The 13,351-nt window shown below is 64.7% G+C and carries 11 protein-coding genes; 7 read left to right on the top strand and 4 right to left on the bottom strand.

What is annotated here, in order from left to right; all coding sequences use genetic code 11:
• The first annotated feature begins 120 nt into the window (after nucleotides 1-120).
• The 3 genes from OU426_RS07440 to OU426_RS07430 are packed head-to-tail and all read left to right on the top strand — an operon-like array spanning nucleotide 121 to nucleotide 3,592.
• Nucleotides 121-882: a polysaccharide deacetylase family protein gene (locus OU426_RS07440; protein ID WP_267633292.1), complete on the top strand. Its 762-nt coding sequence runs from the start codon at nucleotides 121-123 to the stop codon at nucleotides 880-882.
• Complete coding sequence (locus OU426_RS07435) at nucleotides 882-2,321, top strand: oligosaccharide flippase family protein (RefSeq protein WP_267633291.1); 1,440 nt, start codon at nucleotides 882-884, stop codon at nucleotides 2,319-2,321. Before OU426_RS07440 ends, OU426_RS07435 begins: the two co-directional genes overlap by 1 nt.
• Nucleotides 2,321-3,592, top strand: a complete 1,272-nt coding sequence (locus tag OU426_RS07430) for a glycosyltransferase family 4 protein (protein ID WP_267633290.1) — start codon at nucleotides 2,321-2,323, stop codon at nucleotides 3,590-3,592. The genes OU426_RS07435 and OU426_RS07430 overlap by 1 nt, the downstream gene beginning before the upstream one ends.
• Before the next feature lie 24 nt (nucleotides 3,593-3,616).
• On the opposite strand, the gene OU426_RS07425 is transcribed toward OU426_RS07430, so the two are convergent.
• The 4 genes from OU426_RS07425 to OU426_RS07410 form a co-directional block, all read right to left on the bottom strand.
• The gene (locus tag OU426_RS07425; protein WP_267633289.1) at nucleotides 3,617-4,786 is read right to left on the bottom strand and encodes a HupE/UreJ family protein; all 1,170 of its coding nucleotides are present in this window, start codon (nucleotides 4,784-4,786) and stop codon (nucleotides 3,617-3,619) included.
• Nucleotides 4,787-4,910: 124 nt separating this feature from the next.
• Nucleotides 4,911-6,443 (bottom strand): GMC family oxidoreductase, encoded by a 1,533-nt coding sequence (locus tag OU426_RS07420; RefSeq protein WP_267633288.1) that lies wholly within the window; start codon nucleotides 6,441-6,443, stop codon nucleotides 4,911-4,913.
• Nucleotides 6,444-6,447: 4 nt separating this feature from the next.
• Nucleotides 6,448-7,896, bottom strand: a complete 1,449-nt coding sequence (locus OU426_RS07415; protein WP_267633287.1) for a glycosyltransferase family 39 protein — start codon at nucleotides 7,894-7,896, stop codon at nucleotides 6,448-6,450.
• Nucleotides 7,896-8,867, bottom strand: a complete 972-nt coding sequence (locus OU426_RS07410) for an NAD-dependent epimerase/dehydratase family protein (protein WP_267633286.1) — start codon at nucleotides 8,865-8,867, stop codon at nucleotides 7,896-7,898. The genes OU426_RS07415 and OU426_RS07410 overlap by 1 nt, the downstream gene beginning before the upstream one ends.
• A 410-nt stretch (nucleotides 8,868-9,277) precedes the next feature.
• On the opposite strand from OU426_RS07410, the gene OU426_RS07405 reads away from it, so the two are divergent.
• The 4 genes from OU426_RS07405 to OU426_RS07390 all read left to right on the top strand — a co-directional run bounded on the left by OU426_RS07405 (nucleotide 9,278) and on the right by OU426_RS07390 (nucleotide 13,322).
• Entirely contained in the window at nucleotides 9,278-10,606 is a 1,329-nt protein-coding gene (locus OU426_RS07405; RefSeq protein ID WP_267633285.1) for a nucleotide sugar dehydrogenase, read from the top strand.
• 288 nt (nucleotides 10,607-10,894) lie between these two features.
• On the top strand, nucleotides 10,895-12,382 hold the full coding sequence (locus OU426_RS07400; protein WP_267633418.1) for an NAD(P)/FAD-dependent oxidoreductase: 1,488 nt from the start codon (nucleotides 10,895-10,897) through the stop codon (nucleotides 12,380-12,382).
• Nucleotides 12,383-12,394: 12 nt separating this feature from the next.
• Complete coding sequence (locus tag OU426_RS07395) at nucleotides 12,395-12,976, top strand: ferric reductase-like transmembrane domain-containing protein (protein WP_267633284.1); 582 nt, start codon at nucleotides 12,395-12,397, stop codon at nucleotides 12,974-12,976.
• A 91-nt stretch (nucleotides 12,977-13,067) separates the two neighbouring features.
• Nucleotides 13,068-13,322 carry a GlsB/YeaQ/YmgE family stress response membrane protein gene (locus tag OU426_RS07390; RefSeq protein ID WP_267633283.1) on the top strand — a complete coding sequence of 85 codons (255 nt, stop codon included), beginning with the start codon at nucleotides 13,068-13,070 and terminating at the stop codon, nucleotides 13,320-13,322.
• The last annotated feature ends 29 nt before the right edge of the window (nucleotides 13,323-13,351 follow it).

The following is a 13,351-nucleotide window of genomic DNA, read 5'->3' as shown; positions in this document are numbered from 1 at the left end:
GAAGGCTTATTTCGTCCCGCCTGCGGCGGGCCGACCCGCCGGGAGGGCTCTGCCCTCCCGGACCCTCCCGGAGTATTTCGGGACAGAACGTGGATATGGACTTTGGGAGAGGAACCTGAGGTGAGCTGGCGGACCTCGATCCTGATGTATCATTCGATCTCGACGGTCGGGGGTGCGACGGCAATCGCGCCTGAGGTTTTTGCCGCGCAGATGAAGCTGCTGGCCGAGGCGCGGGTGCCGGTTCTCACCCTTGATGACTGGTATGCGGCGCGGATTGCGGGCAAGTTGCCGCGCCGGTCGGTTGTGATCACCTTCGACGACGGCTTTCAGGATTTCGCCGATGTGGCCTGGCCGGTGATGAAACGGTACGGCTTTCGGCCGATCGTCTATCTGCCGACCCAGTTCGTTGGTCGCCCAGAAGGCTGGCGCGGCATCGGCGCGCCGCCGCGGGCACTGATGGACTGGGCGACGATCACGCGGCTGGCGGGGGAAGGCGTGCTTTTCGGCAGCCACACCCGGACCCATTCCGACCTGACGGAGCTTACGCCAGCGCAGCTCATCGAAGAGCTGGCGGTTGCCAAGCACGAGATCGAGGCCGAGCTTGGCTGCCCCTGCCCGCATTTCGCGCCGCCCTATGGCAAGGCGGGGCGTCAGGAGTGGGCGGCAATCCGCGGGGCCTATGAGACTTCGGTCGGCACGCGGTTGAATGAGGCGGGGCCAGGGGATGACCGTTTCGACCTGCCGCGGCTTGAGATGTATTATTTCACCGATCTCAGCAGCTGGCGCGACCATCTGGCCGGGCGGGGGAGTGCCTATCTGGTGCGGCGCCGGGCGCTTCGTTGGGTCAGGGGGCGGCTGATGGCGCCCTGGGCCGGGCTTTGATGAGCGTCAACCGGGCCTTTGGCCGCGGCGTTGCCTGGATGGCCGCGGGAAACTGGCTTGAACAGGCAGTGAATTTTGCGGTGTTCGTGGTGTTGGCGCGGCTTCTCGGCGCGCGCGACTACGGGCTTCTGGCCATGGCCTCGGTCTTCATCGTCTTATCGGAAAGCCTCGTGCGCGAAAGCCTGTCGGAATATCTGATCGCGGCGCGCGAGGCGGGCGCGCGCGAGCTGAACGCGACGTTCTGGCTGCTGGTCGGGCTTGGAGCCGGTCTTGGTCTGTCCCTCTGGGCTATCGCGCCATTCGCGGCACAGGCCTATGGCGAGCCGGAGGTTGCGACGCTCATCCGCGCGCTCGCGCCCTCGGTCCTGATCGTGGCGCTGAATGCCGTGCCGGTGGCGATCCTGAGGCGCGATCTGGCTTTCCGCATCCTGGCGATCCGGGCGGTGGCGGGGGTGATCCTTGGCGGCATCACCGGCATCGGCATGGCATTGGCGGGCTTCGGGGTCTGGAGTTTTGTCGGCCAGTGGCTGGTCCTGATCACGACGAACGCGGTGCTGGCCTGGGGGGCGGTCAGCTGGCGGCCGGGGCTGAAGGTGCGGCGCGCTGATCTGGCGCTGGCGGCCACATTCGGCGGGCAGGTTCTGGGCCTGCGCGCGGGGGAGCTGGCCGCAACGCAGGTGCCAACGCTGGTGATCGGCGCGACGCTTGGGCCAGAGGCGACCGGGCTCTACGCGGTCGCCTGGCGACTGGTGGAAACGCTGTCCTTCCTGATTGTCACGCCGCTCCGGCAGGCCTCGCAATCGGCCTTTGCGGTGCTGATGCGACAGGGGGGCGACGCGGGGGCGCTGCTTCTCGACCTCGGGCGGCTGACGGGGGCGGTCGCCATCCCGTTCTTTGCCGGGCTTTCGGTCCTGGCCGCGCCGATGATCGCGCTGGTCTTCGGCGCCGGCTGGGCGGGCGCGGCGCCGGTGCTGACCGTTCTGGCGGCGATGGGGGTCTATATCTGCATCGCGCGGGTGCAGGTCGCCTTCTGCCTGGCGGCGGGGCGCGCGGCGACGGTGGCGCTTCTGGCCTGGGGCGCGGCACTTCTGATGGCCGGGCTGATCTGGATCGCCGCCCGTTTCGGCATTGTCGCGGTCGCGGGCGCGGTGGTGGCGGCGCACCTTCTGCTCTGGCCCTTCTATTTCAGGGCGGTGGCGCAGATTGCCGGGCGCCCGGCGCTTGGCTTTGCAATGTGCCACCTGATGCCGCTGGCCGGCGCGGGTATCATGGCGCTGGCGGTCCTGGCCGTGGTGCAGCTTCCTGGCGCCACACATCCTCTGAATATGCTTGCCGCCGCGGTGCCGGCCGGCGTGGTGGTCTATCTCGGCTTCGCCTTTGCCGCGATGCGGGACCGGTTTGCGCTGTTCATGCGCGTTGTGAGGGGCGAGGGGGCGTGATGCGCAGACTGAAGATCCTGTTGTTCACCACCTTCTACCCGCCCTATTCCTTCGGCGGCGATGCGGTAGGCGTGCAGCGGATGGCACGCGCACTGGCGGCGCGTGGCCATGAGGTGACGGTCGTTCATGACGAGGACAGCTATCTGATCCTCGGCGGCAAGGTGCAGGCCGAAGGCGCGCCGGACGGGGTGCGGCGGATCGGCCTCCGCGCCCGCAGCGGGTTCTTGTCGAACCTTCTGACCCAGCAGACCGGGCGGCCGATCTGGCATGGCACGCGGATCCGCGCGCTGATCGAGGAGATGCGGCCCGATATCCTGTGGTACAACAATACCTCGCTCGTAGGCGGACCGGGGCTTCTCGACTATGGCGATGCCTTCAAGGTCTATGAGGCGCACGAACATTGGCTGGTCTGCCCGACCCATGTCCTGTGGCGGCACGGGCGGGAGCTTTGCGATGCGCGCCATTGCCTGCGCTGCGTGGCAAATTACCGCCGCCCGCCGCAGCTTTGGCGCTATTCCGGGCTTCTCGACCGGGCGCTCGACAACGCCGACCTCATCATCGCCAAATCGGAATTTTCGCGCAGGAAACATGCCGACTTCGGCCTGAAGCAGCCGATGCAGGTCCTGCCCTATTTCCTGCCCGACCTCGATCACCGCGCGGTCGAACCCTACCGGGGCCATCCGCGCCCCTATTTCCTGTTCGTGGGGCGGCTGGAAAAGATCAAGGGCCTGCAGGATGTCTTTCCGGCGATGGACAAGTACCCCGACGCCGACCTTCTTATCCTTGGCGACGGCGACTATGCGGCGGAGCTGAAGGCCCAGGCGGCGGGCAATCCGCGCATCCAGTTCCTTGGCCGCAAGAACCCTGACGAACTCAACGCCTATTACCGCGGCGCGCTGGCGCTGATCGTGCCGTCGGTCTGTTACGAGACCTTCGGGATCATCCTGATCGAAAGCTTCCGGCTGGGAACGCCGGTCATCGCCCGCAGGCTTGGCCCCTTCCCCGAGATCGTTGAAAGCGCAGGCGGCGGGCTTCTCTTCGAGACGGAGGCAGAGCTGCTGGCCGCCATGGGCCGGATGCAGTCCGATCCCGGGTCGCGCGACCGCATGGCCGCGGCCGCGCGTCAGGCCTACGAGGAACGCTGGCGCGAGGACCGGGTGCTTGCCGCCTATGGCAAGGCCTTCGCCGCATCTGCGCGCGCGCGGGGACACGAAGGCCTCGCCCGCGACCTGGACGAGGGCGCCTTCGAGTGCGGAGCACTCTCCGTCTGAGGCCTCATCTGCCCCGTCACAGGGTCACATCGCCACTCGCTGCACAAACCAGTAGGCCCCCACCGCCGCGACTACCAGTGAGCCGGGGATGACGACCCGTTGCCGGTACCAGCTCTTGTTGCCGAACCAGATGCCGACCAGCAGGAAGCAGATCGTGATGACGGTCAGCTGGCCAAGCTCGACGCCCACGTTGAAGCTCAGAAGGCCGAGCAGGAAATCATCCTTCGGGATGCCGAATTCCCGAAGGATGCCCGCGAACCCAAGGCCATGCAGCAGGCCGAAACCGAAAACGACCATCGGCCGCCAGGGGCTGAGCGTCGGGCGCAGGATGTTCTCGACCGCCACATAGACGATGGAAGCGGCGATCAGTGGTTCCACGATCGACGTGGGCAGGTTCACATATCCCGCCGACCCGAGCCCGAGCGTCAGCGTGTGGGCCACGGTGAACGATGTGACCTGGGTCAGTATCGGGCGCACCTTGATCGACAGAAGGAAGATGCCGACGACGAAGAGAATGTGATCAAGGCCCTTCGGCAGGATATGGGTGAAACCGATCGAGATGAAATCCTTCACCATGTTCCAGGCACTGCGCGTCTTCACATCGGCGATCACGATCGTCTCGCTCATCTCGCCGACAGCAATCGTCTCGACATACGGGCTGCGGGCACGCGGCGCCATGGTACGCAGGAAGATCTTGCCGAACTCCGGTTTCCAGCCGAAGGCAAAGGTCCTGGCGCTTGGCGGAAGCTGCCCCTGGAAGGTGAAGATTGTCTTGCGCACTTTGCTCAGGTCGCCGACCTCGGCAAATTCGGCCGACAAAAGCTCGGGATGGTCGGGCCTTCCGTCGATCAGAAAGGTCATTCCGGCGAGAAAGTCGGCCGATATTCGGTCGTAGGCCTTCTTCAGGTCTTCAGGTGGCATGGCCCTCAGCCGGTTGTACTCGGCCGCCTTCGGCGAATCGTTGCTGTCCTTCACCTCGGGATCGACGCCCGCGAGAATGGCTTCGATGTTGACATATAGCGCGACCGAATAGCGCTGGCCTGCCTCGTCGAAATAGACCACTGCGCCGGTCGCCTCGAAAACATGGGCACGCGCTGGTGGCGCCACGAAAAGGGCGGCCAAGGCAAGGGCGATCCGGATAAGGGCATGAACGTGCAAGGCAGAAGAAAGATGCCTTGCTGGAATGGCTGTCATGATCTTCTCCACCGAAAATACGCGGGTGACCTGAGGGCAGATGGCGAAACGGAACCAAATCTAGCGCCAGCACTCGACGAAAGCCGCGCCGCGCTTGCAATCCAACTTTAGTTCAGGACGCGGCCTACCGAGAGGCTTCGCTGGCGATCCGGTGCGCATTGGCCATTACCGGCAAGGTGATCGTCGTCGCCGGGATCGCGGGCAGGCAGGAAGCATCGATCAGATGCAGGCGAGAAAGGCTGAAAGGTCTGCCGAGCCTGTCGCTCTGCCCTGTCGTCGGCTCTGAGGCCATCGGCAGCGTCGCGCCCGCATGAAAGCTCGACCCCGGCGGGTTCAGACGCCGTGCCGCGCCGAGCGGCGCAAGGCCGAGCGCCCAGGCTGCGCCCGAGAAGCGACGCGCGGCGGCGTCGAAGGCGGCGCCGGTCTCGGCCCGTTCCTCTGTCGCGGCGACCAGACGACCGTCGCGGGCGAGTGTCAGCGAGGCCCGCGGCGACAGGTCGGAATGCAGGAAGATCTGTGCCACGATCAGACGCCGCGCCAGCGCCCTAAGGACCGGACCCGTGCCGGGCAGGCGACCGTAACGCGCCAGAAGATCGGCCTCGAAGAACTCGTTCCAGCTGTAGATCTGCGCATGGATAAGATGGTCGGAGATTTCCGGCGCGCGCAGTTCGGCGAAAGCCTGCGGCAGGGTGTGGAACGGCCCGCGATCCGGACGGCGCGGCGCGCGCCACAGATGCAGCATCGGCAGGAAGCCATGCGCGCTGTCGCGCAGCGTCAATGGCCCGAGGCCGGGCAGCGAGGCCAGCAGGATACGTGCGCTTTCCAGAACCCCGGCGCCAAGGAAAGCGCGCTCGCCGCGCACGGTCTCGCCACTTTCCAGCCGGAGCGAAATTCCGTCCGTCGCCTCCTCGAAGGCCACCACATGCGCACCTTGACGGTAGCTGAAATTCGGATCGGCTCGCAGCCAGGGCAGGTGCTGGCGCGCGCTCCAGATCAATTGCCACGGGCAGCCGTGCAGACATTGGCCGCACTGGCGGCAGCCCGGTGTGACAGCCTGCCTTGCCTGACCGAGTGTGATCCCGTCGCGGGCCAGCCGGTCTCGCACCCCCGCCGCCACGGTCAGAAGGCGTTCGGCCTGCGGCGAGGGCCTCAGGGGCGTGCTGCCCGCCATATCGAGTGTCGGAAAGACCGATGCCAGATCGTCCACGCGCCCCGAGATCGGCAAGAAGTCGGCGACGGCGCGGTAATGCGGCGCAAGGTCCGCGTCAGAGATCGGCCAGCCAGCCATGTCCGCCGCCGCATAGGGCAGGACCGCCGAGCCCCAGAGGTTCGACAGCCCGCCCACGGCGTGCGAGCCGCGCAGGTGAAACCGGTCGGCGCCCGCCGCAAAGGTGCGCTCGCCGGGCTCCATCGCGAAGTCCGACCCATAGCGGCGTATCTGCCCGCCCGCCGCCCTGAACTGCGGCGCCTGCCAGTCTGCACGCTCCTCTGCCGACCAGAGACGTGGATCGCGCGCCGCCAGCCGGTCGCGCGCGGCGAGGCGCCCTTGCTCCAGCTCCCGCCCACCGTCGAGCATCAGAACTTTTCGCCCGCGCGCCAGAAGCGCCGTCGCGGCGGCGACGCCTGCGGGACCGGAACCGATGACGAGATCGGCCATCTCTTCAATCCCGATGCAGGATCAGGACATGGCCGTCGCCCAGAGTGCCGGACAGTGCGGCGCGCTCGGTAAGCCTGCCTGCCTCAAGGTCGGCCGCGATTGCCGGATATTCGCGTAGGTTTCGCGCAGGGAAGGTCACAACCACAGTCAGCGGCCCCGGTTCAGTGGCGGCGGTACGATAGTCTTCCTCGGTCCAGATCGTGCCCCAGTCGGCACCGAAATAGCCGGTGAAGATCTCGCCGGAATAGGAAATCGCGAATACCCTCTCGCCCGGCACCCGCGCCAGTTCAACCGCGCCATAGGCCCCGGCGAGGTCCTGCTTCGGCGCGCTGTAATTGCGGGCGGCGAGCGGCGCGAGGATCGCGGCCATCACGAGGATCGCGAGCGGAAAGAGCGGCGCGCCGAGGCGGGCGGGCAGCAGGGTTGCGATCCGCCCGCAGACGAGACCGACGCCCATGACAAGCAGGAACAGAAGAAAGGGGATGTCTGTAAAGAAAAAGCGCGGCCAGATGCGCATGCCGACCGCAAGCAGCAGCACGATGGTCAGAAGGATATGGCCGACGGCGATCGGCGCGAAGAGGGGCGCGCGGCGGCGGAGCGCCAGGGCGCCGCACAAAACCAGCGTAGCCGCCAGCGCACCAACCAGCAAAGGCACCGGCCCGGCGTGGCCGAGCCCGGTCCTGAGACCTTCGTAGATCGTCCAGAGCGGGTTCTGATATTCCTGCATCGGATCGCCCGCCGAGGTCTTGGCGACGCCTGAGACCTCCGCCAGAAGGCTGGGCACCACCGGCGCGTAAAGCGACAGCGTCACAAGACCCCCGAGGAGGAAGCCAAGGAAGGGTCCGGTCACCGTCGCGCGTTCCAGTGTTCCGGTGCGGGCGTGGGCAGCGATCAGCGTCAGCCAGAGAAGTCCGAGCGTTACATAAAGGAAGGCCCCGGTCAGATGGGTGAAGATCGTTGCGGCAAGGCAGGCCGCGAACCAGAGCCAGTCGGCGCGGCGCCCCGACCGCAGCCCGCGCAGAAAATAGAAAACCCCGAGCGTCGAGAAAAGCGCAAGGCCCGTATAGCCGCGCGCATTCGTGGAAAACCAGATGTGATGGTAGAAGAGCGCCATCAGCAGCGCCGTGCCAAGCGCGGGCAACCGCCCGCCGAGGTCCAGCGCCAGCCGCCACATCGCCCAGATGCCCAGCAGCCCGAAGATCAGCGCAGGCAGGCGGATCGCCCAGGGTGCCTCGCCAAAAAGGCTCATCGACAGTTTCGCGGCAAGGTTATGCAGATAGTGGTGGTTCATCGAGTAGCTGGAGAGCATCTCACCCCAGCCCGATTTCAGATGGGTCTGAACCGTGACGATCTCGTCAAACCACAAAGGCCCGGTCATGACCGGGAGACGGAGCGCCAGCGCCAGAAGAAGTATCGCACCAAGGGCCAGCCGGTCGGCACGGGTCGGGGTCATCAATGCCCCCGCGCCGCGCGTTTTTCGGCAAGGATATCGCTGATAATCTCGGAAAGCCCGCGCGTCGGGCGGAAGCCGATGGTGCGGTGCAGCTTCGAGACGTCCGGCAGGCGGCGTTCCATATCCTCGAACCCTTCAGGATAGACCGTGTCATAGGGCACGAGCCGGATCTCCGACCGCGATCCGGTCTGGGCGATCACCCGTTCGGCCAACCCCCTGATCGACACTTCCTGATCGTTGGCCACATTGAACACCTGACCGCGCGCTTCAGGCGCGGCCATCAGCCGCATCAGCGCCTCGACCACATCGGCCACATGGCCGAAACAGCGGGTCTGCTCGCCCGTGCCGTGAACCATCAGCGGTCGGTTATCAAGCGCCGCCTCGATGAAATTCGGCACCACCATGCCATAGCGCCCGGTCTGGCGCGGGCCCGTTGTGTTGAAGAAGCGCGGGATCACGACCGGCAACCCTTCTTCGCGCGCGTAGGCCAGCGCCAGAAATTCATCGAGCGTCTTGGCGCAGGCATAAGACCAGCGCAGGTTCTTCGTGGCGCCGATCGTCAGATCGTCATCCTCGCTGAAAGGGAATTTCCGCGCCTTGCCATAGACCTCGGAGGTAGAGGCGACGAAGGTCAGGGTCTTTTTCCGCAGCGCCGCCTTCAGGACCGTCTCGGTCCCGCCGACATTCGTGAGGATCGAGCGCGACGGTTCATCCATGATCTTCTTCACGCCGACCGCTGCGGCCAGGTGAAAGATCACATCCGCCCCACGCGCGAGGTCACCCACCATGTCGGCATCGAGGATCGTGCCTTCGACGAACCGAAGCGCGTTCGACCCTTCGAGTGCGGCAAGGTTTTCCCGCCGCCCGGTCGAAAGATCGTCAAGTACTGTGACCTGATGTCCCTCGCGCACCAGACGCTCTGCCAGGTGGGAGCCGATGAATCCGGCGCCGCCGGTAATGAGTATCTGCATGCCTGAAATGCGCCCCCGTGCCGCGCGCGGAAATGTTCTAGACTATCGGGGCACGGTAGCAGCAGGCGCGGCCCCGCGCACGAGGGAAACGAAAACCTGTCGCGCATCGGGCGACAATCGTTATTTGCCGCCGATTTTGTCGCGGGGCGCCGCTTTCATGAGCCGAAGCCTATCGGGGCAGGAATTCCGCCATTTCTGAAGGGCTGCGACTCTGCTATTGCTGCGTCCAGTGGGTGGGAAGGCGACGGATATTGGCGCGGGTTTCGCGACAGTTCGCCAAGGTTTTGCCATTCGTATGACAGCGCGGGCCAATGCGTCGCCTGCGTTTGACGGTCGGGCGTGGTGCGAGGAAAGGTGCACCAATTGGTTCATAGCCCAATTTCGGGGTTTTCATGACGGCAGCATTTTCGATGTATTCTTCCCTCAAGGAAAAGATCGCAGCGCGCGAGGCACGGGTGACGACCGTGGGCCTTGGTTACGTCGGCCTGCCGCTGGCGCTGACGATCAGCGAATGCGGCTTTCCGGTCACCGGGTTCGATCTGAACGCGGCACGTGTTGCGCAGATCAACGCGGGCGAACGGGTGATTTCCTACTTCGCCGAAGACCGGATCGCCAGGGCAGTGAAGGGCGGCCGCTTCTCGGCCTGTTCGGACCCCGCGATCCTTGCTGCCGCCGATATCATCCTGATCTGCGTGCCGACACCTCTGTCAGAGACGCGCGAGCCGGACATGTCCTACGTAGTCCGCGCCGCCGAAACCGTGTCCGCGCAACTTCGGCCCGGGCAGCTTGTGGTGCTGGAAAGCACCGTCTGGCCCGGAGCGACCGCGACCGTCGTCAAACCGATCCTTGAGCGCAGCGGTTTCAAGGCCGGGCAGGATTTCTTCCTCGGCTTCTCGCCTGAGCGCGAAGACCCGGGAAATGCGAAATTTGACACCAAGTCGATCCCGAAGATCGTCGGCGCCGACGATCAGCAGTCGCGCGATCTGCTCGACCGATTCTATGCCTCGGTCGTGACCCGTACCGTGCCTGTGTCGTCACTTGCGACCGCCGAGGCGGTGAAGCTGGCAGAGAACAGCTTCCGCACCGTGAACATCGCGCTGGTGAACGAGATGAAGGTGGCGATGGAGGCGATGGGCGTCGATGTCTGGGAAGTGGTGCAGGCGGCGGCGACCAAGCCCTTCGGCTACATGCCCTTCTACCCCGGGCCCGGCATCGGCGGCGACTGTATTCCGGTGTCGCCGGTCTATCTGAGCTGGCGGGCACGCGATGTCGGGTCGGCGACGCCGATCATTGACCTTGCGCGCCGCAACAATGATGAAGCGCCCGACCTGATCGCCGGTCGTGTCGCAGTGGAGCTAGGCAAGCGCGGGCGCCCGGTGTCGGGCGCGCGGGTGCTGATCCTCGGCGTCGCCTATAAGAAGAACGTCGAAGACACGCGCGAAAGCCCCGCCCTTGCCATCCTCGGGCGGCTGGAGGCGATGGGGGCATCTTGCGACTACCACGACCCCTATTTCCCGGTGATGCCGGTCACGCGCGATCATCCGGGTCTTGCCGGGCGACGGTCGGTCGAGCTGAGCGAAGCGGCGTTGAAGGCCTATGATGCGGTGGTGGTGACGACCGATCACAGTGCTGTCGACTATGCGCTTGTCGCCCGCGCTGCGCGCCTTCTTCTGGACACGCGGAACGTGTTCTCGGCAGCGGATGCCCCGGCCATCAGCGGCGCCCTGGTAAAGATTTGAAGGTCTGACGAGCGAATCGATGCACCGTTACCATATTGGAAACAACAGATTTCAACTATCGGTTGCATCACCGGCGGCGTATCGCGCCGTTTGCGCGCAAGATGCGGAAGATGGTTGCCGTTCCAACCGGATTGGTTCCGGAATCCGTGCCGAAATGTGGCAAAAATGCGATCTCGCATTTGGTGGCCGCAGGATGGCGTAGTATGATGACCGGGCGTGGGTGGTGCATTTGTTGAGACGTTTCTTGTACTTTTTATTTCTGGCATTTCGGAAGTGGTGGTGAGCAACATGAATGACGGCAAAACGAGCCCCGTCGTGGTCATTGGCGCGGGGCCTGCGGGTCTGACTGCGGCCTATGAGCTGCAAAAGCGTAGCAAGCGCCACCGGCCGGTCGTGCTGGAAGCGTCCGACATGGTCGGCGGGATTTCCCGTACCGAATCCAACAACGGCTACCGGTTCGACATCGGCGGCCATCGCTTCTTCACCAAGGTGAAGGAAGTTGAGGAGATGTGGCACGAGGTGCTTAAGGACGACTTCATCACCGTCCCGCGCCTTTCGCGCATCTACTACCGTGAGAAATTCTTCGACTATCCGCTGAAGCTGTTCAACGCGCTGACGAACATCGGCCCGTACGAAAGCATGCGGATCATGCTGTCGTATTTCAAATGGCAGGTCCGCCCCTTCCGCCGCGAGGAAAGCTTTGAGGAATGGGTGATCAACCGTTTCGGCGGCCGCCTCTACATGCATTTCTTCCGTAGTTACACCCAGAAGGTCTGGGGGATCGACCCGAAAGAGATCCGCGCCGACTGGGCCGCGCAACGCATCAAGAACCTGTCGCTGTTCAAGGCGGTCTGGAACGCGATCTCGGGCGCCAATGACACGACGAGCCTGATCGAGGAATTCCAGTACCCCCGCCTCGGCCCCGGCATGATGTGGGAAAAGTGCCGCGACATGGTGCGCGAGCAGGGCGGCGAGGTGCAGATGCAGGCGCCGGTCGTGCGGGTGAACCGCAAGGGCAACCGCGTGACCTCGGTCGATGTGAAGCATTGGTCGAAGGACGGGTCTGCGCCGGTCGAAGAGCGGATCGAGGGCGATCACTTCATCAACACGATGGCGCTGCGCGACCTGATCCTGTGCATGGATCCGCCGCCGCCGCCGGAAGTGGTCGAGGCTGCAAACAAACTGAAGTACCGCGACTTCCTGATCGTGACGCTGGTGCTCGACCATGCCGACCCGTTCAAGGACAACTGGATCTATATCCATTCGCCCAAGGTGAAGGTCGGTCGCATCCAAAACTTCCGCGCCTGGTCGAAGGAAATGCTTCCCGACCAGAACACCGCCTCGATCGGCATGGAATATTTCTGCCAGGAAGGCGACGGCCTGTGGGAGATGAAGGACGAAGACCTGCGCACGCTCGCCTCGCAGGAGCTGGAACAGCTCGGCCTCGCGAAGGCGACCGACGTGATCGGCGCCGCGATTATCCGCCAGCCCAAGGCCTATCCGGTCTATGACGGAGAGTATCGCGAGGCGCTTGATGTGCTCGAAGACTGGATCATGGGCCTGGAAAACTTCCAGACTGTCGGCCGCAACGGCCTTCATCGCTATAACAACCAGGACCATTCCATGCTGTCGGCCATGTATGCCGCGCGTAATATCCTGGGCGCCAAGCTTGACGTGTGGAACGTGAACGTGGAACGCTCCTACCACGAGGAATTCGAGATCAAGCGCGACGAAGAATCGGCGGCCACGGGCGCATCGGCGATCGCAGCGGAATAGCAGAGGCGGATCATGGCAGGAAACGGTCGCGGAACCGGCGGCAAGGCAGGGATCTATCTGTTCTGGGCGCTTCTTGCGTTGCCCGGTCTCTGGCTGACGTACGAGCGGTTCGTCACCGACGCCAAACATGCCTATGTGCCGCTGTCAGGCGAGATCGCGGCCGTTCTCTTGTTCGTCACGCTCATGGTGACGCCGCTCATGCTGCTTCTGGGGCCCCTGCCCTGGCTCAAGGCGCGGCGGCGCAACCTTGGCGTAGCGAGCTTTCTCTACACGCTGCTCCATCTGCTCTTCTGGGTGGTCAACGCGAATCTGGCTGGCATTGCGCGCAGCTTCACGCGCCCCGAAATCGCGACCGGCTGGGTCGCGGGGGCGATTATGCTCGCGCTGGCCTGGACCTCGACCGACGCCGCCGTACGGCGCATGGGACCCGGCTGGAAACGCCTGCAACGCTGGGTCTATCCCGCGGCGATCCTGACTTTCATTCACTGGGCCACGACCGACGGCCTTGCCCCCGCGCTGCTCTGGAGCCTGCCGCTGATCCTCCTCTCGGTCTGGCGCATCATCCGCGCGCGTCGGCGCTATGGCGGCGCGTGATCGCCGGACGACCCCGCCTCGGAGGCGTGAGAAATTTACCTAGGGTTCATTACCGGCCCGTGCTAGCCTCCGCCAAACGAGGGAGGATGTAATGGGTCTGAATTCCATCATCATTATGCTGATCGTCGGCGCAGTCGCGGGCTGGCTGGCGGGCCAGATCGTCAAGGGCTATGGTTTCGGCCTGATCGGCAATATCGTCGTGGGGATCGTCGGCGCCTTCGTCGCGAGTTTCATCCTGCCCGCGATCGGGCTGGGCATGGGCGGCGGCATGATTGCCTCGATCCTCCATGCCACTATCGGCGCGGTGATCCTTCTCGTGCTTCTGCGGCTAGTGCGGGCCGGCTGAACAGGGCATCGACCAGCGCAGACACTCCG

The sequence above is a fragment of the Frigidibacter sp. RF13 genome, assembly GCF_026626305.1.
Taxonomy (GTDB): Bacteria; Pseudomonadota; Alphaproteobacteria; order Rhodobacterales; family Rhodobacteraceae; genus TMP-24.
The sequence above is the reverse complement of the archived record's forward strand: the minus strand, read 5'-3'. Positions and strand labels throughout refer to the sequence as shown.

Bases quoted from the DNA above. Each gene is read 5' to 3' on its own strand.
- OU426_RS07405 (WP_267633285.1), top strand. From the start codon at position 9,278: ATGTATTCTTCCCTCAAGGAAAAGATCGCAGCGCGCGAGGCACGGGTG.
- OU426_RS07410 (WP_267633286.1), bottom strand. From the start codon at position 8,867: ATGCAGATACTCATTACCGGCGGCGCCGGATTCATCGGCTCCCACCTG.
- OU426_RS07430 (WP_267633290.1), top strand. From the start codon at position 2,321: ATGCGCAGACTGAAGATCCTGTTGTTCACCACCTTCTACCCGCCCTAT.
- OU426_RS07390 (WP_267633283.1), top strand. From the start codon at position 13,068: ATGGGTCTGAATTCCATCATCATTATGCTGATCGTCGGCGCAGTCGCG.
- OU426_RS07415 (WP_267633287.1), bottom strand. From the start codon at position 7,896: ATGACCCCGACCCGTGCCGACCGGCTGGCCCTTGGTGCGATACTTCTT.
- OU426_RS07425 (WP_267633289.1), bottom strand. From the start codon at position 4,786: ATGACAGCCATTCCAGCAAGGCATCTTTCTTCTGCCTTGCACGTTCAT.
- OU426_RS07420 (WP_267633288.1), bottom strand. From the start codon at position 6,443: ATGGCCGATCTCGTCATCGGTTCCGGTCCCGCAGGCGTCGCCGCCGCG.
- OU426_RS07395 (WP_267633284.1), top strand. From the start codon at position 12,395: ATGGCAGGAAACGGTCGCGGAACCGGCGGCAAGGCAGGGATCTATCTG.
- OU426_RS07400 (WP_267633418.1), top strand. From the start codon at position 10,895: ATGAATGACGGCAAAACGAGCCCCGTCGTGGTCATTGGCGCGGGGCCT.
- OU426_RS07435 (WP_267633291.1), top strand. From the start codon at position 882: ATGAGCGTCAACCGGGCCTTTGGCCGCGGCGTTGCCTGGATGGCCGCG.